Below are 20,153 nucleotides of genomic sequence, written 5' to 3' on the forward strand. Positions count from 1 at the left end.
ATAGCTGCTGCTATTCAAATCTTGTAAACTTTTCTTCTGCTCTCGTCCGCGGACGAGCTTCCGGCACGTCTTCCTGGTCGAAAAAGCCCAGGTGCAAAAAGCCGACGATTTTCTCGCCTGGCGCAACGCCCAGCAGCTGGTGAGCCTTCGGGTCCCAGTTGTGCGCGTTCGTTTTCCAGACAACGCCCAAATCGCGCTCCCAGGCCAACAGCTGAAAGTTTTGAATCAACGCGCAAACGGCGCTGAAATCTTCCTCCCACTGTTTTTGGCGCGGGTCTTCCTTCATAATGACGATCAGGTAAGCAGCCGGCTGGTTGTACATTTCTCTGCGCGCCTCGTGCGATTCGGCCGGATAGGCTGTAATCAGTTTCTCTACAAAAGCGGCCTTGTTCTCCGTCGGCACAAACAAGAAGCGCCATGGCTCGCGCAAACCGTGATTCGGTGCGTATACAGCATCATTCAACAGTTCCAGTACGAGTTGTTCGGGTACGGCATCCGGTTTATAAGCCTTTTTAATCGAGCGGCGCTCGCGAATGACTTTGGCAATGGACACATCGTTCACCTTCTTTGGACGGACATAATTATATCCTGATAATGGTTATCAGTATCATATGTTATCGTTTGGCTGGGAGAAAAGCAAGGGGAAAAGCATGTTGGCTGCACTTTGCTTTTCGGGAAGCAAGGTTGGTAGGGCAGGAGAAAAAAGCTTCACCCTGACCACCTCTTGTTTCGCGTCTGGGATGAAGCTTTTTCTATCGGTTTGACGTATGCGAGCAAATAAAGAAACTTACACAGCCTGTTAACTATTCTTCATCGTATAGTTATAGAGTTTAGCTAAAAATTCACTGAAGCTCGCTGCCAGTGGGCTGATCGCTTGTCTTTGCCATTCATTTAATGTTTTCTCTTGCAGATCCGATTCATCTAAATCTGATTCAGAGATCAAAAATTCATGGTCAGCGTACACGACCACCGGGTCAGAAAGCGTTCCATTCGTATAGTCAAAGCAGATATCACCACCGCCAGCATCGTAACCAATCGGAATGACCCCTTCTGGCAAGTAATTCTTGGTGGCATTATATGCATCAAGTATATAGTAATGACCAACTGCATCACTCAAGCTATAAAATGTATGAAACACTTTCCCTTCCACTTCGCCATAATCAAACGCGCAAGGAACTGGGGAACCATCATTATTTTCCAGCATGCATTCTGTAAAATCCTTGGGGAAAGTTACTCCTAGCGCAGCTTCAACTTTTTTTATATCATCCATTGTGATTTTTTCACTGCAATTTTCAAAGATCACATGGTTCCACTTGTTCATTTTCATAGCCTCCAAAACTTCAGCAATATAAAAAAATAGACCAACAAGAAATGTTTTTCCAAATTCAATCTTTTATCAAACATACCATAATTCGGAATCTATCTTCAATCAGTCTTTCTCTTTTGTTTCCCCGGTAAATAAAAAAGGATGGCCTCCTCAGCCATCCCGCTTTCCGCCATCACTTCGGCCGCCGCTCCTCCAGCCAATGCCCTCCGGCGATTTTGCCGACGGACGCCATCAACACGGACAAATGCTCCGTGCCATCGATTCCCAAAAATTCGTTCATGTCGTGATCCATCCAGTGGCCGATCGTGCTGACCCCAAGTCCCAAAGCGTTTGCTGCCAGATGCAGGTTCTGCGCGGTGTGGCCGGAGTCCCACCAAATGTAGCGGTAAGCCCGTTCGTTGTATTTATGCCGCACCCGATCCACTTTGGCCGTCCAGACAAAATTGACGGCTGCGCGCCGCGTCATCTCCTGCTCCTCTGTAAGCTGATAGGCTACTTCAGACACGTCTTGTTTTTTCAGGCCTTCCAGGCACCAATTTTCCACGTCGAGATGATACAAGCCTTTTTCCAAACCTTCGACATGGTTGATCAGCAAAAACGTCTCGATCGGATACAAAGCGCCTGCCGAAGGAGTCGTGCGCAGCTGGTAGTCTCCCATGTCTGCCGTGATGCCTTGCGTGCCCCAGAGCAGCAAGTTCAGCTCGTTCAGGCTGAGCGGCTGGGGCAAAAAGTTGCGTTTGGAGCGGCGATTTTGCAGAAGCTCCCACAAATCAGCCGAATCACCGGAGCTTGGAAAGTCGGGCTCGCCCAAAGGAATGCGCACAAACGCCTCTTCATACTGTAAATAGGTCGGCGGCCGTTTGGAAAAGTCGTAGCGGGCAGCCCAGCCCTTTTCCAGATCACCCAGCCGATACGATGTAGCCTGGATAAATTCATTCGCAATTCGTTGCCATTCAGGATGCATGCCAAAATCCTCCCCGTTTTTCAAATCGTTGTTGGTCTTGCTACGTCTTTTACTATACGGGGAGGTTTTCTATCAGTAAAACAATGCTTTATAATACATTCCATAAGATTTTACTAATGGAAAAGGAATGAGCCATGATGACGCTCACTCAGCTTCAGGTACTGGTCGCCGCAGCCAAGGCAGGCAGCTTTACTCGCGCTGCGGAGGAAATCGGTTTTACGCAATCGGCTGTGTCGCAAATGATTCAGGCGTTGGAAAAAGAACTCGGCGTCTGCCTGTTTCTGCGCAGTCGCAGCGGCATCACTCCGACGAGCATCGGCGAACGGATGCTGCAGCATGCCCGCGACATTTTGACGATTACCGCTTGCATGACGGAAGAGGCCAATCTGGCGAGGGGGCTTGCGTCCGGTACTTTGCGCATCGCCTCAATTCCGAGCGTCGCTTCGCGCTTTTTGCCGGGACTTCTCGGGAGCTTTCGCAAACGGTTCCCGGCGGTGGAGATCATGCTGCTCGAAGGCGACAGCGACGAGATCGACAAATGGATGAGCAGCTCGGTGGTGGACATCGCTTTTACCGCGATTCCGGGCCGCGAGCTGCAAACGATGCCGCTGCTGTTGGACGAAATGATGGTGATTTTGCCTGATACGCATCCGCTGAAAGATCGGGCGACTTTGCGCTTCGACGAGATTGCCGATCGCTGTTTTATCATGCCAAAAGACGGGTGTATCAAAAAGATGTTGCAGGAAAACGCGATTACGCCCGCGATTACGTTTGAAGTCCGGGAAGTGTACACGATTTTGACCATGGTTCAGGAGTACATCGGCGTCACGATCATGCCGGAGCTGTATATGCCCGCTGTTCTGCCCAAGGTCGTCGCCATTCCGCTCGACCCGCCGATCCGGCGCGAGGTCGTTCTCGCGGTGCGCGACTGGCAGACGATCTCCCCCTTGACCGCCGAATTTGCCGTGCACAGTCAAAAGTACGTGCAGGCAATGGAGCCGTTTTTGCCTGACCGCAAAGCTGTTGGGGAGGTTTAGTTCGTTGTCGTCAGGGGGCGGCGAATCTGGTGCCGCCATTACAGGAACAAGAGCGGCTTCTGTTTGACTGCAAAGCTGCTGGCGGGGCTTAGAGGCGTGGGCAGGCTTGCGACAGCAAAATTGATTGCCGACGTTACAGGCAATCGAGCTGTTACTGTCTGACCGCAAAGCTGCTGGCGAGGCATGGGAACGTGGGCAGGCTTGCGAATTAATTGCCAGCGTTACAAGCAATGGAGCCGCTTTTCCCTGATCGAAAAGCTGTTGGGGAGGTTTAGTGACGTGGGCAGGTTAGCAGATTAATGACACCGTTACAAACAATGGAACCTTTTCTCCCTGCACAAAAAGCTGCTGGCGCGACATTATAGCCACTGGCAGGCGAGCAAACCAGCGCCGCTGTTACAAGCAATGAAGCCGCTTCTCCTTGACCACAAACCTGCTGGCGGGACATTACAGCCGCTGGCAGGCGGGCGAACCAGTTGGCAGCCGTTATACAGGCAATGAAGCCGCTTCGGCCTGACCACAACCCTGCCAACGAGACATAACCCGTTGTCACCAAGCCAAGCGAGCGAACCCGTTGCCGCCGTTACCGGAACAGGAGCTACTCTACTCGCCCTCCTTTATTTCTGCAAAAGCGCAGCGACAATCTTGCCGAGACGCTCGATCCCGGTGTACAGCTCTGCCACCGAAGCGTAGGCATAGGACAGGCGCACGTACCCTCCTTGCGTCTCGCCGTATATATAGCCCGGATTAATCAGCAACCCTTGGCGCTGCGCTGCGGTAAACAGCTCTGTCATGGACAGCTTGCCATTGATTTTCAGCCAGATAAAAAAGCCGCCCGCGGGCACTTCCCAGCTTGCCAGCCCGTTCATGTGCATGTTCAGCGCGTGGACGGCTGCCTCCTGGCGCATGAGCAGCTGCCAGCGAACCTCGTTCATCTGCTGCTCGTACATGCCGCTTGCCAGCCACTCCGTTGCCACCCGTTGCGACAGCGAGCTTGCCCCGTAATCTGTCTGCATTTTCAGATCGGCGAGCCTGGCAATCACAGGCTCCGGGCCAACTACCCAACCGATGCGCAAACCAGGTGTCAACGACTTGGACAAGCTGCCGAGGTACAGGACGTGTCCGTGGCGATCTCTGGCCTTGAGCGGCGGTGGCGGCGGTTCTGTCGTCCACAGCTCGCGGTATATATCATCCTCGATGACTGGCAACCGTTCTTGCTCGCACACCCGCAGCAACTCGCGGCGGCGGCGTTCTGTCATCAGGATGCCTGTCGGGTTGTGAAAGCACGGATTCGTGTAGAGAATCGCTCCGCTCCCCTGCCTGTTCCCCGGTGCAAGCTCGTCCGGGACAAGCCCTTCCTGATCCATCCGCAGACCGGACAGCTTCATGCCCGCCGATTGAAACACGTGCAAAGAGTTCAAATAGGAAGGCTGCTCCAGATAGACCGTCGAGCCGCGATGCAACAGCCCGACAGATATCAACTGGAGCGCCTGCAAAGCTCCCGAGACGATCAAAATGGACGAGGCGGACGCCTGGATGCCCAACCTTTTCACGTATTCGCTCACCGCTTCGCGCAGCGGCAAATACCCTCTCGGCTCCTCGTAGCCAAAGCGTGACAGCCGCTGCGTCACCCGCTCCATCACCTGCTTCATCCCTTCCAGCGGGAAAATCTCCGGCGACAGCTCCCCTTTGCTGAGTTGAATCAGTTCGCTGTTAAATTCATCCTCGTTGATCTGATGCACAGCGGTCTGGCTCGGCTTGTGCAAGCCCGCCTTGACGTACTGGTCCCAATCCGGCGGAGGCGTCGTGGCGAGCAGTGTCCACGTATTGTTGACGACCACCGTTCCCATCCCCAGCCTGCCCTCGATCAAGCCGTCCGCAGCAAGCTCCTCCAGCGCCGTGATGACCGTGCTGCGATTGACCCCAAAAGTAGCTGCCAGGACGCGCTGGCTGGGAATTTTGCTGCCGATGGGCCATTCCCCTGACGAGATTTTGCTTTTGATGTAAGCGATAATCTGCTTGTATTTTGGCGTTGCCTTGGCGCCGTTTGGCCCTTCGCTGCTCACTTGTCCCGCTCCCCTCGCCTTTTTCTTTTTGAGCAAAAGTGGTTGGTTTTTTTGTTGCCCGAGTGGTTGCAGCTATTTTACCACTTCTTGATTACCATGGAAAAAGCAACTCAACTGGTTGGGTTCATTTTATAGCGAGGGGATGTTGTACACGTGTCGGCTTATTCCAATTCCAAAGGACGAGTGTTGGCCGCTCACGGCGTCAGCCTGGTGCTGTGGGCATCTGCTTTTGCAGGCATTCGCGTCGGATTGCAAGGGTATTCGCCGGAGCATCTGTCGTTGCTGCGGTTTTTGATCGGTTCTGCGTTTTTGCTGGTGCTTGCTCCTTTCCTTCGCCTGCCGCTTCCCGCGAAAAAAGACATTCCCGCTTTCTTTCTGCTCGGAGGGCTTGGCTTTTCCGTTTACCATACGGCACTCAATATCGGCGAGTTGACGGTCAGCGCCGGAGTTGCCAGCCTGTTTGTGACGACTACCCCGATTTTTTCTGCCCTGTTTGCCTTTCTGTTCTACCGGGAACGCTGTGGGGCGCGAGGCTGGATTGGGGCGCTGATCGCTTTCACGGGAGTCGTTGTTTGTTCGCTAGGAACCGACAGCTCCTTGTCTTTTAATAACGGAATATTCTTGATTTTGTTGGCAGCAGTGAGTGAGAGCATCTACTTTGCCTTTCAGCGAAACTACGTAGAAAAATACGGCGTCTTCGCGTTTACCGCCTATACGCTCTGGGCAGGCACGCTGTTCATGCTCGTTTTTTTGCCGGGGCTTGGGAGCGCTATTTTGTCCGCCCCGTGGGCTGTCACGCAAAGTGTCCTGTACTTGGGCATCTTTCCGAGCGTCGTCGCCTATTTGGCTCTGGCTTACGTCACTTCGGCTGTCGGCACGAAGGAAGCGACCAGCTCCCTTTACTTGACGCCTGTCCTCTCCTTTTTGATCGCCTGGGGCTGGTTGGGCGAGGTTCCTTCCTGGCTGTCCATCGCGGGCGGTGTTGTGACACTTGCAGGCGTGCTGCTTGCCGTGAACAAAAAGCATCCTCAACAGCAAATAAAAGCGGATGCTCCGTTGTAACTTTCTACCAGTCAAGTGCGTATAATGAACGGGCTTGTCCCCTTTTCCACTAACGCTTGCAAACAGCAAAGGAAGTGACTGAAAAATGAAACCTTATTTGCTGGCAATCATGGCTGTCTTGTTTGCCACGCTGTCCGTTTTGCCTGCCAGGGCGGCAACTTTTACCGACGTGCCTGAACAACACTGGGCCAAAGATACGATTGCACGCGCCGTCGAGCAAGGCATTGTGCAAGGCTATCCGGGAAATCGCTTTGCCCCGGAGGAGCACGTTACCGTCGCCGCTTTTTTCACCATGCTGGCCCGGACTTATCACATCCAGATTCCGCCAAGCAAAAAGCAAGCCCTCCACTGGGCCGATCCCATTTATGACGCTTTGGCGCCTTATCACTACCCTTACTCAACTTTGCAGCAACAATACTTGTCCCGCTTCGAGCGCAACCAGTATTTGTACCGGGATCGACCGATTACCCGATACGAGGTAGCCGAAATCATCGCGGGTGCCGATGGCGAGAACTATCATGGCGATTTTGCCGTTCACTACCTGCTTGCCAAAGGCTATGCCAGCGGAAAAGCAGCGGGGCAGGCCAGCATCCAGTCTTACCAGGGCCAAAGCTATTTGACACGGGCAGAAGCCGTCGCCTTTTTGGAGAAGCTCAAAAGCAATGGCTTGAAACAATTAAAGGTTCGTCCCCAACAACCTAGCGATCCGCAAAAATTGCCGACGCTCTCTGGCCAGCAATTCGCCGATCCAAAAGAAGAGAAACTGTACACGGTGCTTTTTCAACACCCAGGCTATTTTGTGGAACGATACCAGCCGGGAGTAAACAGCATGTTCCGAACCATTCAACGCGAAATCACGCCAACCGAACAGGATGGAGACGACACGCAGGCCGTCCTCTATGTTCATTTTGACGATACTTCCGAATTGGGTCCCGATTTCCACGGCTTCAAAAACGAACAAGACCAGCGTCTGGCCGGGCTGACCAAAATTGACATTAACGACGTCCAAAACCAGACTGCGGTGCAAATCGCCATGGATGTGCTCCGCCAGTTCGGAATCGAGCCTCCTCCCCAGCTTCCGGCTACCATCAGCGAGATGAAGCAAGGCCCGGAGGACAAGGTGCTTTCTCACAGCAAGGTGCGCTTTGTCATCACATACAGACAACACAACTCGCTGTCGATTGCCTGGCAAAAAGAATAAAGCAAGCCTCCGCAAACAAAACGCGGCCTCCCGCCCAGGAGTGCCGCGTTTTACGTTCCAGACTCAAGCAGGCCAAGCTCAACAGCAAGAACGAGAAACATCGCGTGCGACCACAACAAGGGAACCGCAGGCTGACCAGCCCTCTCTATCCATGCCGCATACTGCTCAGGCGCCAGCAAATGCTCCTGCACCTGTTCAGGCAGTCCCTCCGCTGCTTGCTTGGCGACAATCCAGTCCAAAATCTCTTGTGCCCTGTCCGTTTTGCCTGCACGCACATAGTACCAGCCAAGCCAGGCAGACAAAAGCGGCCACTGTCCTCCTCCGTAGTACGTATCCGCCGCATACCGATGCACGCCGCAGCCGAACAGCAACTCTTGCTCGATCGCCTCTACCGTTTTCACCATGAGCGGGTCTGTCACCTCGACCAGGCCGTACGGCAATGCCAGCCACAAAAGACTGGCGTCTACCGCGTGATTGCCGACAGATTTGAGGAATTTTCCGTTTGCCGTCCCATGCTCAAGCACGTACTGACGAATCCGGTCCGCCAAAAGCGCAAGCTCGGATGCGCGCTCGGGCAGATGCCGCTCCATCGCTTTGACTCCGGCAAAAACGGCTGCGAGCGTGACAGGGTGAATCCGTTCGCCCCATTCCTCCCAGCAGTCGAAATTGGGCAGTGGCCAGCAGGCAGCCAAGTAGTCCAAAGTCAGCTCAATCGCCGGGGCGAGCCTGTCGATGATCGCTTGCTCCCCGCTCATCCGGACATGCTCGGACACCCCCCACAGCCATGTCCCATAGCCATCGAGTTGAAAGCTGCCCCACTCGCCCGCCACTTCTTTGCCATCCACGGTGTAGCGCGTGTGCAAAAACAGCTCGTTGCCTGCTTTGCCATCCCACTTGCCTGACTGTACGGCCAAAATGGCTGCTCTGGCCTTTTGTTCATGCCTGACGATGACATCTCCGCACCATTCATAAAAGCGGGAAGCGCTGTCATGTTGCCCTGCGCGATTCATCGCATACGCCGTGAACGTCCCGTCGCGCAGCCAGGCGTATTGATAGTGGAGAAAGCCAGGTGACGCGAGATACGCTCCACTCGCCGCCTGGTGCTGCAAGATCAACCGTACACTGTCAGCCATCAAGGTTTTGGCAGCCACACTCTTTCCCCCTTTTATGAGACAAGCCTTCTCCATGGAAAGCCTGACGATTTGTGCTCTCTTGTGCTCTGCTCGCTTTTTTGTAGCATATGCATCAAGCCCCGCGAAAGGCACCTTTTGCGGCGCTCGCCTAGACAAAACCCACTGGCAGCCTGTGTCCAGTGGGTTTTGTCCGATGTGTTGCTCCCCTAATCGGTTTGCGTATTTTCCGCCACATGCAGGTATTGCTGCAATTCTTCGTAAAAAGTCGGGTTGCAGGCCATTACGCTGCTTTTTTCGTTGTAAGGAAGCGGCGTGCCCGTCATTGTCGTGACCCGGCCTCCTGCCTCTTCCACCAGGATTCGCCCCGCGCCAAAATCCCAGGCATTGAGCGAAAGGCTCACATAGCCGTCCAGCCTGCCTGCCGCCACGTAAGCCATCTCCAAGGCCGCGCTGCCGAGCAGGCGCATCCCGCGCACTTTTCCCGCGAGCTTTTTGACGATCAAGTCAATGCCCATCTGTTCGGCGCGCTTGTTCCAGAACACGCTCGTGCACAAAAGCGCCTCTTCCAGACTGACGATGCGGTCCAAATGAAGCGGGCGGTCGTTCAAGTACGCCCCTTCGCCCTTCACCGCGTAAAACAGCTCGTCGCGGGAAGGATCGTAAACCACTCCAACCAGGCCCTCTCCCTTATGATAAACGGCAATGGAAACGGAAAAATTGATTTGCTGGTGCACGTAGTTGGTCGTTCCATCAATGGGATCGATGACCCAAAGTGTCTCGAACTGTGCGGGGTCTTGCGCAAAAGTGCTCTCTTCCCCCAAAATCCCGTGATCGGGAAAGCGTTTCAAAATCATGCTGATGACATGCTTCTCCACTTCTTTATCTACTGCTGTGACAAGATCGGAGGCAGACGTCTTATATTCGACGGTAAAAGGCTCTTTCATTCGCTTCAGACTCAGCTCACCCGCTGAACGGGCGCATTGCAGAGCCAGCTCTTTTAGCGCCGCCAGAGTTGATGCTTGCACGCATATCGCCACCTAAAACTTGACTTTCTTTTTAGTGTACCATACTTTACCTGTTGATACACCACACGCAAAATCTGCGCTCACACTTGAATTTGCGTCTTGTTCACCGCGTACAAAAGGTGCCCACCCGCCATCTGCTGATGACAGGGGCACCTTTTGTTACAGACGTTGCAAACTAGCAGCAGCGCGTTACCCCGCCTTTTTCAAAGCGCTCTTGCAGGGCGTACATGTAGTATTCTCGCTCGGTCATCGGGAAAATGCCCGGCGCGCCGTGCGTCTCGTACCAATGCTTGAGGTAGCGGTCGTAGTCCGGCATGCCGAAAATCGTTTTGATCGCAGAGCTGACCCGCCGCAATGCCTTGCGCATCTCCCTCCACTTTCGCCTCATGCGACATGATGTCCTTTGCCGTCAATCACAACGCCTTTGGACTCGATGTACGGCGACTCGTGCAGCGGATACTTCTTGCCGCGCAGGATGTTGATCCACACCCGCGCTCCATCGAGAATAATCCCCGCGGTGATGACCATGAAAATCGCGCACACCGCTGCGTCGATATGGTCGTTCATGATCATTTTTTGCGCGGCCTCGATCGTCTTTCCCCCGTTTGGTAGCGTTCCGGAATCCAACGCCTTCTGGAAAGCGTCTGCGTGAGCGAGGAAGCCGATTTTCGGATCGGCATGGAACAGCTTTTGCCAGCCTGCGGTCAAGGTAGCAGTCGTCAACCACGCCATAGGCACAAGCGTGACCCACGAATAAGCGGCCTTGCCCATTTTGAAAATCAGCGTCGTGCCGACTGTAAAGGCGATCGCGGCGAGCATCTGGTTGGCGATACCGAACAGCGGCCACAGCGTGTAGATGCCACCGAGCGGGTCCATGACGCCCTGGAGCAGGAAGTAGCCCCAGCCGAATGTAATGATCGCCGAGCCGATCAGGTTCCCCGGCAGCCAGTTGACTTGCTTCATTTTCGGGATCACGTTGCCGAGCATATCCTGAACCATGAAGCGGCCCACCCGGGTTCCCGCGTCAATCGTCGTCAAAATGAACACCGCTTCAAACAAAATCGCGAAGTGGTACCAAAACGCCATCAGTGCTTTTCCGCCCAAAATGCCGGAGAAGATCGTCGCCATGCCGATAGCCAGAGACGGTGCTCCGCCTGTCCGGGACAAAATGGTTTTTTCCTGAATGTCGTTGGCAAGCGTCGTCAAATGATCGGGCGACACGGTAAAGCCCCAGCCTGTAATCGTCTGCGCGGCGGCCGCAGCATCGACGCCGATGACGGCAGCAGGCGAGTTGATGGCGAAGTAAACGCCGGGAGTCAAGACGCACGCGGCAATCATCGCCATGATCGCCACGCCGGATTCCATCAGCATGCCGCCGTAGCCAATCAGCGGAGCATGCGATTCTTTGGCGATCATCTTCGGTGTCGTACCGGATGAGACCAAGGCGTGGAACCCGGACACCGCCCCGCACGCAATCGTAATGAACAAGAACGGGAACAGATTGCCTGCAAAAACCGGGCCCGTTCCATCGATAAACTTGGTGAGAGCTGGCATGTGCAGCGGCGGCAGCGTCAACACGATGCCTACCGCGAGCACAGCGATGGTGCCGACCTTCAAAAACGAGCTGAGGTAATCACGCGGCGCCAACAGCAGCCAGACTGGCAAGACGGAAGCGATAAAGCCGTAAATGATGATCATCCAGGCGAGCTGGACTTTGCTGAACGTAAAAGCTGGCCCCCACGTTGGCGATGCAGCGACAAGCTGGCCCAGCCAGAGGGAGAAAAACAGCAGCGCCAAACCGATGAGCGAGCCTTCCATGACTCGTCCGGGGCGAATGTAGCGCATGTACAGGCCCATCAAAATCGCGATAGGCAATGTCATGAAAATCGTGAAAGTAGCCCACGGAGATTCCGCGAGAGCGTTTACAACAACCATCGCCAAAACGGCAATCAAAATGACCATAATTGCAATAATTCCTACCAAGGCGAGGACGCCGCCGACCGGACCGATCTCCTCCTTGGCAATCTGCCCCAACGTTTTCCCGTTGCGACGCATGGAACCGAATAAAATGACAAAGTCTTGTACTGCCCCGCCGATGACGACCCCGACAATGATCCAGATCGTCCCTGGCAAATACCCCATCTGTGCCGCCAAAGTCGGACCTACCAGCGGCCCCGCTCCGGCAATCGCGGCGAAGTGGTGCCCAAACAAGATCCACTTGTTCGTCGGCACAAAATCTTTGCCGTCGTTGTTCACCTCGGCAGGTGTCGCCCGCTTGTCGTCCAGCCCCATGATTTTTCGCGCAATAAATCGGCTGTAAAAGCGATAAGCAACCGCGTACGTACAAAATGCAGCGGTCAGCAACCAGAAGGAATTGACTGATTCTCCACGGCTGAGCGCGATAATCCCGAAGCCAACCGCACCCAAAGCGGCAATCCCGCCCCAAATCAGGAGAGAGAGAAGCCATTTTTTCATTCGAGTCGCCCCTTTCCATTTATCCAAAATTCAGGCAATTCACCTTGGTACAAGGTATCACGAAGGGGTTTCCTCACAGAACAAAAAATGGCTGAACCGTACAAAACCATGCACGAGATGCAACATATCCGTTTGAGCGAAAACGCATACATTTTCTTTCCCATACCGAAACCTTTTCCCGCCTCGTTCGTAAACGTAAGGAATTGGATGATGCAAAAACGGAGGTACCCCATGCTGGCGCATTCTTCCGCTCTGGTCCGCACATGGCTGGCAGCTCTTTTGCTTGCCTGTGTGTGCCTGTTGCCCACGGCCTCGCTGACAACGGAATGGACATCCGCAGATGACTCTGCTACATATACCCCCGCCCATCAGGGGATTTTTCATTGGGCTGGCTACCGTCCGCCTGCACCGATCGCTTCCTGCGACCTCAGACTCTCTCGGGCGATCCTGGTTGAACCGCCAGCGACGGTTCTGTTTTTGCTAGTTTTCCTGCTCGAACTGTTGCTGTTCCTCGTGCAAAAAAGACTGCACCGGCTCAAGCTGATGCCGCTCAAATTCGGGTCGCGTTTTTTGGACAACGCTCTTTTTCGGACCATGTAACTATCCGGAAAAGGAGCGTCGTCTAACTATGAAATATAGCAAAAAAGAAATGGAAATGATTCAGGGCACGGTCAAGAGCATCAAGATTTTTGCCGTCAGCCTGATCTTTGTCGTGATCGGTCTGTTTGCGTTGAAGTATTATATCGGATAAATCGATTCAGAACTGGCAGCCTCTCTCGCAATCTCCGGCGAAAGAGGCTGCTGCAGTCTGAGACACCCTCCGTCGCAAGGCCGATCCACGCTCCCGCCAATCGTGTTACACTTAGACATAATTGCCATTCCCACCCAAAAGGAGAACACGTTCATGCGACAAATCGGAGGCTATTTGCTGATTGGAATCGGCGCCATTTTTGTACTGACGACCTACCTCGGCATCCCCCTGGCCATTGACAAGCTGTGGCCTGCCTTTCTGCTCATCCCTGCTATCGGCTTTCATCTGTTTTTCTTCATGGACCCCAAGCCTCATCGTGCCGGGCTGCTCGTTCCCGGCGGCATTTTGCTCGTCTATGCCCCGCTGTTCTTTTTCAGCGCGGTGTTTGCGGACGGAGACATGAGCCATACGTGGCCTTTCTTCTTGCTCGGGCCGGCGCTGGGACTGTTCGAGCTGTACGTGTTTGGCGGCCGCAGGGCAGCGCTGCTCATTCCCATCGCCATCCTGACGATTGTTGCGATCGTGTTTTTGATGGCCAACTTCCTGTCGACGCAAATCGGAGGAACTATCGGACTTTTGCTGATTCTCGTCGGCGGCTTCCTGCTGACGAAAAAGAAGCAGGATCAACAACCGTTCTAAACAAGCATTTCCGCTTGCCAAAAAGCCCCTTCTGCCCGACACGTTTTTCCGTGCGGGAGAGGGGGCTTTTTTTGCAAGCTCCGGCTGTCACTTCGCCCGAACGACAGTCCAGGCGCCAGCCGACTTGAGCAGTATACGGACGATTGTCGCCAGTTCCTCGCGTCTTGCGATGGAGTGCTTTGTGGCACGTACCTGACGACAGGTAGATAGCGGCACCATCTTGCGCTCACCCGATTGTATGGCGCATGATCGCTACGCCCTCTGCTCGCCGCGTCAAAACCCCAACCGCTTCTTCAACTCCTTCACGACATTGCGGCTGACGGGCACCTCTGTTTTGCGGCTGTCCTGCATGACCAGATGAATCGAGCCTTTGAACCACGGAACCAGCTCGGCCGTCTTGGCCAAATTGACGATGAACGCCCGATGCGTCCGAAAAAACTGCTGGCGCGACAGCCTGCTCTCCAATTCTTGCAAAGTAAAGCTGGTGGCGTATTGCTCGCAATGGGTGTAAATGCTCGCATACCTGCCTTCCAGTGTGGCAAAGACGATCTCGTTCGGATCGATCAGCATGATTTTCCCGTTCTTCTCGACGGGAACACGGCGGGGCTGCTGATCAGCCAGCACGGTTTGCAGCAGGCTTTGCAATTGCTCCTCGGAAAAGCGGACCGCCTCGGCAGGCGCTTCCATCGTCCGCAGCATTTTCCGGACGCGGTTCACCGTCTTTTCCAATCTCGCCTCGCTGAACGGCTTGACGATGTAATCGACCGCTTCTGTTTCAAACGCGCGAACGGCATGAATCTCGTACGCACTGGCAAAAATGATCACGGGCGGCCTCACCATCGACTCCAACAGCTCCTGTCCTACGTCGACGCCATCGCGATCCTGCAAGTGAATGTCCAAAAAGACGGCATCCGGTTCCAGCTGCATGACTGACTCGATCGCTTCCTCGCCGCTGGCAGCCTCGCCAATCACCGACACCTCAAAAAATTGCTCCAGCAAATAGCGCAACTCTTCTCGCGCAGGTGCCTCGTCATCCACGATGAACACTTTTAGCACTACTACTCACTCCTATTGGCAATTGTATCGTACACGTCGTCCCGCTCCCTGCACTGCTCTGGATGACGATTCCGTATGGCTCGCCGTATATGGAGGCAAGCCGGCTTTTCACATTCGCCAAACCGATTCCCGACAGACGCCGCCGCTCCCTGTTTGGCGTCTTCGCCTGTAAAAACGGGTCGGTATCCATCCCTACTCCGTCATCCGCCACCGTCAGTTCGAGCGTATCCGGCTGAATTTTTCGCGCCCGGATTTGAACGGTCCCGCCCTCGCGCTTGGGCAGCAGCCCGTGCTTAACCGCATTTTCCACCAGCGGCTGCAAAATCAGTCCGGGCACTGTATAGCGTTCCACCCCGTCCTCGATGTCGTATTCGACGTGCAGCTTTTCGCCAAAGCGCGCCCGTTCAATCGCCAAGTACGCTTCAATATGCTCCAGCTCCCCCGCAAGGCTGACATAGCCGCTGGAATCGTGCAGGTTGCGGCGAAAATACTCGCCGAGATGGATCAGCAGCTCGCGAGCCTGCTCGGGCCGGAAGCGGATAAACGAGACAATCGTGTTGAGCGCATTGAACAAAAAGTGCGGGTTGATTTGCGCGTGCAGCGCTTTGATCTCGGCGTCTGCCAGCAGCCGCGACTGCTTTTCCAGCTCGGCCAGCTCCAGCTGGGTAGAAATCAGGTTGCCCAGTCCGCGCACCAGCTCCAAATCGACTGCCGACAGCATGCGAGAGCGATCCTGATACAGCTTGAGCACGCCCGCAACCTCCTGTCTGCGCATCAACGGGACGATAATCGCATAGCGCAGCGAACAGTTCGACTCCTTGCAACCGATCTCTTCTTTTGTCCGGGCGATCATCAGCATTTTTCTTTCCAGCACTTCCTTGGTCGCCTTCGTCGTGATGCCTTCTCCCACCACATGATGCGACGAGCCTGCCCCTACATGGGCAAGCACGCAGCGTGTATCGGTGATCGCGACAGCGGCCACTCTCGTCGTGCGCAAAATTTCCTCTGCTACTTTTCGCGCGGATTCGTAGGTCAATCCTTCCCGCAAATAGGAAAGCGTCTTGTCCGCTACCCGCATCGTTCTTTGCGCTTGAAGCGCCCCGATCCGGTCTTCTTCTTTTTTCGCCAGGTCAATAATGATGATCAAAATGGCGATGCCGAACGAGTTGACCACAGACATCGGAACACTGATCGACTGCACGAGGGCAAGCGCATCCCCGTACGGCTTGGCGACGAGCAAAATGATGCCCATCTGCATCCACTCCGCCAAAAACCCGACGACGAGCGCCGTTGTCCAGCCGATCTCCTGATTGCGGTTGCGCCGAAACTGATAAATCCATCCGGCCATTACGCCTTCGCTGATCGTCGAAATCGTGCAGGCCAAATCCGTAAAGCCTCCCAGCGAGTAGCGGTGAATGCCGGCAACCAGCCCTGTCATCAGCCCTACCCCTGGCCCTGCCAGCAGTCCGGCTACCACCGTGCCGATCACGCGGGAATTGGCGATCGCGTCCTGATACCAGATCCCGTTGTACGTCCCGAGAATCGAGATCGCGGAAAAAATCACGACCATCACGGCTTTTTCCCGCCAGGTCGCCTGCTGGTTCAAAATGCTGCGGAAAGCCCGCACGCGCGTAAACAACAAAGCGACTACGATCAGAACTGCTGTACGCTCCGCCAGTGGAATCATCAAAAATACATCCATCTGCTCACCCTCTTCGCTCGCGTCAGGACGGGGCCACCTCCGGCTCGTCCGCCTTTGCTCCATTATCTACAGCGGGCAAAGATGCGGTCAAGACAATTGTCAGAGTAGGCTGATTAGGCAGAATAAAAGAACGAGACACAAACAAAGCCATCCATCGTGCTTTTGTGCACAACAGATGGCTTTTCTTGGGCGATGGAACGTATTACAGGTTGCCCCTGCGCTCTTGCTCGCGCTCCAATGCCTCGAACAGCGCCTTGAAGTTGCCGTTGCCGAAGCCGCGCGCTCCTTTGCGCTGAATCACTTCGATAAACAAAGTCGGGCGGTCGACGATTGGCTTGCTGAACAGTTGCAGCAGGTAGCCTTCATCGTCTCTGTCCACCAGGACGCCCAGTTTTTTCAGCGCCTCGATATCTTCGTCGATCTCGCCTACACGCTCCTTCAAATCCTCGTAGTACGTGTCTGGCACGGTGAGGAAGTCTACGCCATTATCGCGCAGCTTGGAGACGGTTTCGATGATATCGTTGGTCAACACGGCAATGTGCTGTACGCCTGGTCCTTGGTAGAACTCAAGAAATTCCTGGATTTGCGATTTGCGGCGTCCTTCTGCCGGCTCGTTAATCGGGAACTTGATTCGTCCCGTACCGCTTTGCATCACTTTGGACATCAAAGCCGAATACTCGGTGGAAATGTCGTCCTCGCTGAAATTTTGCACAGCGGTGAATCCCATGACCCGCTGATAATAGCCAACCCACTCGTCCATCACTTCCACGTTTCCGACGATGTGGTCGATTCCGATCAGCCCGGTGCTTTCTCCTGTGACCGGAGCCTGATAAGCGACATAGCCCGGCAGGAATGGACCGTTGTAATTTTTCCGTTCAATAAAAGAGTGCACGTTTTCGCCGTATGTTCCGATTACCGCTTTTTTCACCGTACCAAATTCATCGGTGTACTCGGTTGGCTCCATGATCGGGATCGCACCGCGCGAGACGGCTTCGCGGTAGGCTTGCTCACAGTCGTCCACCCGGAGGGCAACGTCTTTGACGCCGTCTCCATGCTTTTTCGCAAAATCGGCGATGGGGCTGTCAGGCGTCAGAGCGCCACTGATGACAAAAGTCATGTGCTTTTGCTTGAGTACATAGGAAACTTTTTCGCGCGAGCCTGTTTCCAGCCCGGCGTACGCTACTGCTTCAAAGCCGAACGCTTTTATAAAATAATGCATGGCCTGCTTAGCGTTCCCTACATAAAATTCCAAATAGTCCCAGTCCTGAATCGGGAAAAAATCGGTATTGCTCATTGCCTACCCCTCCGCTTTCCTTCTTTTTCAATAATTATTACTTTTTGGTTTATTGGGATTATTTTGTCGTTATATTGAGATTACATTGGAAGCGCTTCCTCGTGCAAGAACACGGAACAACGCGAAAACGCTCAAACGCTTTCACCAATTAAAGTACGCAATTGAGCGCCCGCTTGGTACAATAAAGCCAGTTCACACTTTCATTAGGAGGTGGAAGAGTTGTCAGGTCAATGGAGCAAAGAAGCTGCCAGACAATGGGATGAGTTTGCCGCCGACTGGCACAAAAGAAGCGAGCAGATGTGGGAAAAAGGAAGCCGCAGCACGATTCTCCCGTTTTTACAGCGACATGTGTCGGCAGAACAAGGGCCGATTCTGGATGCAGGCTGCGGAGATGGCTACGCAAGCTGCAAGCTGGCCGAGTACGGATATCAGGTCCAAGGGGTCGACATTGCCGGGGAAATGATTCGTCTCGCCCAAAGTAGGCAAACCGCTTTCCCGGAAAATGTCCGCTTCCAGACAGCAGATATCAGCAAGCTTCCCTTTGCAGACGGCACGTTTGCAGCAGTCATGTCCATCAATGTCGTCGAATTTGCGCCCGCTCCCTTGCAAGCTTTGCTGGAGCTGCATCGCGTCCTCGCTCCAGGCGGGATTCTCATCCTCGGTATTTTAGGCCCGACAGCAGGCCCGCGCGCCCATAGCTATCGGCGGCTGTATGAAGAAAATACGATTCAAAATACGATGATGCCGTGGGAAGCCAAGCAGCTTGCGGCTGAAAACGGCTTTGTGCTGCTTGCGGAGGAGCCTGTGTACAAGGAAGGCATTACCCCGGATATCGCCGGGCGCTTGAGCGTGGAGCTGCGAGAAGCTGTCAGTTTTCTGACTTTGTTTGCCCTTCAGAAGCAATAGGCAGGATTCCATAGCAAAAGGCTGCGGGAGCTAACCTCTCCTACAGCCTTTTTGCCGTGTCTTACTGGGAATACGCGATGTTGTTTTTTTGCATCCATACTTGCTTGCTCGCGATCAGCTGAGCGATGGTTGGTTCCTCCATGCCGTGAAGCTGTTGATACAAGCGCTGGGTTTCTACCAAGTCGTTGTAAGTCAAAGTCGGATAGTCCCGCCTTCCGAAAGTTCCGTTCGGGAAGTAGGCATAGTGCAAGTCGCCGTTGGGAAGAATCCATTTGCTTCCCAGGTTAATGACCCCTGTCAGCATAACATCAGCCAAATCTTTGTCTGTCGGATTGCCGAATTGCTGGTAGCTGCTGTACAAGTAATTGATTTCCGCCAGCTGATGGTTGAGCGACACATGCGTCTGAATGCCAGGCTTGGCCGGATGGGCATAATCGGCCACGAGCCAGCCTTCCGTTACACCTGCTGCGGAATAATGATGTTCAGCCGCGTATTTATGGAAATACGCGCTATATTTTTGCGCCGCCTGGCAAAATTGTTCTTCGTTGTATTTCTGGCAGCCCCGCAGCATCAATTCGGCTGCCCCTGTGTTAAACCGCGTGTCAAAAAAGCCTTCGGGAATCCCGTAATCGTCGCTCAGCCATTGGGAAAGAGGCAGCGTCTTCCAATCTCCCTCCGGCTCCTGCTGCAACATGCTCGCCTTCAACATGACGTATGCCATGTTTTCTCCCGCTCTGGCACCGCCCGTGTACAAAAAGGAGCGCAATACATAATTTTCTGGAATCCGCCAATAAGAAGTATCCGAAGTCGGTACATAGGTGGACGGACTTTTATAGTAATAGCCGTCCTGCAACCATTTCGCATTTTGCGAAACATCGAGTGCGAGCCAAATTTTGTCATAATGTTTCTCGCCCCACGGCACGAGCGGTTCCCTGGAGTCAAGCGCCCACATCTCGCTTGTATACCCCGCCCTGATCGGCAGCTTGATTTCCAGCTCGACCCCTTTTGCCTTCTGTTTGACTTCAACTGGCAGGGCCAGCTCGATATGTTCCTGGATCGTGCCTTGGCCTAAGTGGGCATATACTGTCGGCATTCCCAGCCAAATATACCGCCCTTCTGTTTCCACGAATCCGGCAGCCAATGGCAGCTCTTTTACCTGATCGAGCGAAACGGATTGCCAATATGGCTGTTTATCCTCCGTGTAGGCTCGATAGCGAAACAGCATGTTCTGGCTGTTGCCCTGGATCGGAACGGTAATCACGTGCGGCTGCTTATCTTGCTTGCCCGTGATCTGCTGGCTCCAATACACTTCGCCCTCGCCGAAGACAAACTCCCGCGTGGAAAGAGTACCGCCATTTACTTTGCTCGTTGTTGCTTTTTCAGCAGGCTTTTGCCAAAACTGCGCCGTAGCCGAACCGTAAAGAAACGAAGATACGGCAATCGTCACCATCAATAGAGTCAAGAAGCTCAATTTTTTAACCATCTCATCCTCCTGTTTGAAAAAAACTCCTCCAT

Annotated in this window: 19 protein-coding genes; 7 read left to right on the plus strand and 12 right to left on the minus strand. The window is 54.0% G+C overall.

Going from position 1 to position 20,153, the window contains the following annotated elements:
• Positions 1 to 10: 10 nt before the first annotated feature.
• The 3 genes from HP435_RS20800 to HP435_RS20810 form a co-directional block, all read right to left on the minus strand.
• Complete coding sequence (locus tag HP435_RS20800) at positions 11 to 553, minus strand: nitroreductase family protein (RefSeq protein ID WP_122963892.1); 543 nt, start codon at positions 551 to 553, stop codon at positions 11 to 13.
• A 246-nt stretch (positions 554 to 799) separates the two neighbouring features.
• Positions 800 to 1,321 carry an SMI1/KNR4 family protein gene (locus tag HP435_RS20805; protein ID WP_122963891.1) on the minus strand — a complete coding sequence of 174 codons (522 nt, stop codon included), beginning with the start codon at positions 1,319 to 1,321 and terminating at the stop codon, positions 800 to 802.
• A 178-nt stretch (positions 1,322 to 1,499) separates the two neighbouring features.
• Positions 1,500 to 2,291, minus strand: a complete 792-nt coding sequence (locus tag HP435_RS20810) for a SagB/ThcOx family dehydrogenase (protein WP_173599091.1) — start codon at positions 2,289 to 2,291, stop codon at positions 1,500 to 1,502.
• A gap of 134 nt (positions 2,292 to 2,425) precedes the next feature.
• Between HP435_RS20810 and HP435_RS20815 the strand changes: the two genes are divergently transcribed.
• A complete protein-coding gene (locus HP435_RS20815) occupies positions 2,426 to 3,328 on the plus strand; it encodes a LysR family transcriptional regulator (RefSeq protein ID WP_229049725.1) in 903 nt (300 codons plus the stop codon).
• A gap of 617 nt (positions 3,329 to 3,945) precedes the next feature.
• Here the strand turns inward: HP435_RS20815 and HP435_RS20820 are convergent.
• A complete protein-coding gene (locus HP435_RS20820) occupies positions 3,946 to 5,394 on the minus strand; it encodes an aminotransferase-like domain-containing protein (protein WP_229049726.1) in 1,449 nt (482 codons plus the stop codon).
• Between the two features lie 153 nt (positions 5,395 to 5,547).
• Here HP435_RS20820 and HP435_RS20825 point away from each other — a divergent pair, with 153 nt between their 5' ends.
• A complete protein-coding gene (locus HP435_RS20825; RefSeq protein WP_173599089.1) occupies positions 5,548 to 6,456 on the plus strand; it encodes a DMT family transporter in 909 nt (302 codons plus the stop codon).
• Positions 6,457 to 6,541: 85 nt separating this feature from the next.
• Positions 6,542 to 7,657, plus strand: coding sequence for an S-layer homology domain-containing protein (locus HP435_RS20830; protein ID WP_173599088.1), 1,116 nt, complete (start codon positions 6,542 to 6,544; stop codon positions 7,655 to 7,657).
• Positions 7,658 to 7,707: 50 nt separating this feature from the next.
• Here the strand turns inward: HP435_RS20830 and HP435_RS20835 are convergent, their stop codons facing one another.
• The 4 genes from HP435_RS20835 to HP435_RS20850 form a co-directional block, all read right to left on the minus strand.
• Positions 7,708 to 8,808 (minus strand): glycoside hydrolase family 15 protein, encoded by a 1,101-nt coding sequence (locus tag HP435_RS20835; protein ID WP_229049727.1) that lies wholly within the window; start codon positions 8,806 to 8,808, stop codon positions 7,708 to 7,710.
• A 188-nt stretch (positions 8,809 to 8,996) separates the two neighbouring features.
• Complete coding sequence (locus HP435_RS20840) at positions 8,997 to 9,815, minus strand: inositol monophosphatase family protein (protein ID WP_122963885.1); 819 nt, start codon at positions 9,813 to 9,815, stop codon at positions 8,997 to 8,999.
• 175 nt (positions 9,816 to 9,990) lie between these two features.
• Positions 9,991 to 10,203, minus strand: coding sequence for a CstA-like transporter-associated (seleno)protein (locus HP435_RS20845; RefSeq protein WP_063227988.1), 213 nt, complete (start codon positions 10,201 to 10,203; stop codon positions 9,991 to 9,993).
• Positions 10,200 to 12,290, minus strand: a complete 2,091-nt coding sequence (locus HP435_RS20850) for a carbon starvation CstA family protein (RefSeq protein ID WP_173599086.1) — start codon at positions 12,288 to 12,290, stop codon at positions 10,200 to 10,202. Before HP435_RS20850 ends, HP435_RS20845 begins: the two co-directional genes overlap by 4 nt.
• Before the next feature lie 231 nt (positions 12,291 to 12,521).
• Between HP435_RS20850 and HP435_RS20855 the strand changes: the two genes are divergently transcribed.
• The 3 genes from HP435_RS20855 (at position 12,522) to HP435_RS20860 (ending at position 13,680) form a co-directional block, all read left to right on the plus strand.
• Positions 12,522 to 12,890: a hypothetical protein gene (locus HP435_RS20855; RefSeq protein WP_173599085.1), complete on the plus strand. Its 369-nt coding sequence runs from the start codon at positions 12,522 to 12,524 to the stop codon at positions 12,888 to 12,890.
• A gap of 28 nt (positions 12,891 to 12,918) precedes the next feature.
• Entirely contained in the window at positions 12,919 to 13,041 is a 123-nt protein-coding gene (locus HP435_RS29135) for a hypothetical protein (RefSeq protein WP_255679119.1), read from the plus strand.
• A 153-nt stretch (positions 13,042 to 13,194) separates the two neighbouring features.
• The gene (locus tag HP435_RS20860; protein ID WP_122963882.1) at positions 13,195 to 13,680 is read left to right on the plus strand and encodes an LPXTG cell wall anchor domain-containing protein; all 486 of its coding nucleotides are present in this window, start codon (positions 13,195 to 13,197) and stop codon (positions 13,678 to 13,680) included.
• Positions 13,681 to 13,953: 273 nt separating this feature from the next.
• Here HP435_RS20860 and HP435_RS20865 read toward each other — a convergent pair whose 3' ends face one another.
• From HP435_RS20865 to hppD, 3 genes are all read right to left on the minus strand, one after another.
• The gene (locus HP435_RS20865) at positions 13,954 to 14,736 is read right to left on the minus strand and encodes a LytR/AlgR family response regulator transcription factor (RefSeq protein ID WP_122963881.1); all 783 of its coding nucleotides are present in this window, start codon (positions 14,734 to 14,736) and stop codon (positions 13,954 to 13,956) included.
• The gene (locus HP435_RS20870; protein WP_122963880.1) at positions 14,711 to 16,438 is read right to left on the minus strand and encodes a sensor histidine kinase; all 1,728 of its coding nucleotides are present in this window, start codon (positions 16,436 to 16,438) and stop codon (positions 14,711 to 14,713) included. The genes HP435_RS20865 and HP435_RS20870 overlap by 26 nt, the downstream gene beginning before the upstream one ends.
• A 202-nt stretch (positions 16,439 to 16,640) precedes the next feature.
• A complete protein-coding gene (gene hppD / locus HP435_RS20875; RefSeq protein ID WP_122963879.1) occupies positions 16,641 to 17,732 on the minus strand; it encodes a 4-hydroxyphenylpyruvate dioxygenase in 1,092 nt (363 codons plus the stop codon).
• Positions 17,733 to 17,951: 219 nt separating this feature from the next.
• On the opposite strand from hppD, the gene HP435_RS20880 reads away from it, so the two are divergent.
• The gene (locus tag HP435_RS20880; RefSeq protein ID WP_173596826.1) at positions 17,952 to 18,638 is read left to right on the plus strand and encodes a class I SAM-dependent methyltransferase; all 687 of its coding nucleotides are present in this window, start codon (positions 17,952 to 17,954) and stop codon (positions 18,636 to 18,638) included.
• Positions 18,639 to 18,699: 61 nt separating this feature from the next.
• Here the strand turns inward: HP435_RS20880 and HP435_RS20885 are convergent, their stop codons facing one another.
• Positions 18,700 to 20,121, minus strand: coding sequence for a hypothetical protein (locus tag HP435_RS20885; RefSeq protein WP_122963877.1), 1,422 nt, complete (start codon positions 20,119 to 20,121; stop codon positions 18,700 to 18,702).
• Positions 20,122 to 20,153 lie beyond the last annotated feature (32 nt).

This window comes from Brevibacillus sp. HD3.3A (assembly GCF_013284375.2).
In the GTDB taxonomy this organism is placed as follows: domain Bacteria; phylum Bacillota; class Bacilli; order Brevibacillales; family Brevibacillaceae; genus Brevibacillus; species Brevibacillus parabrevis.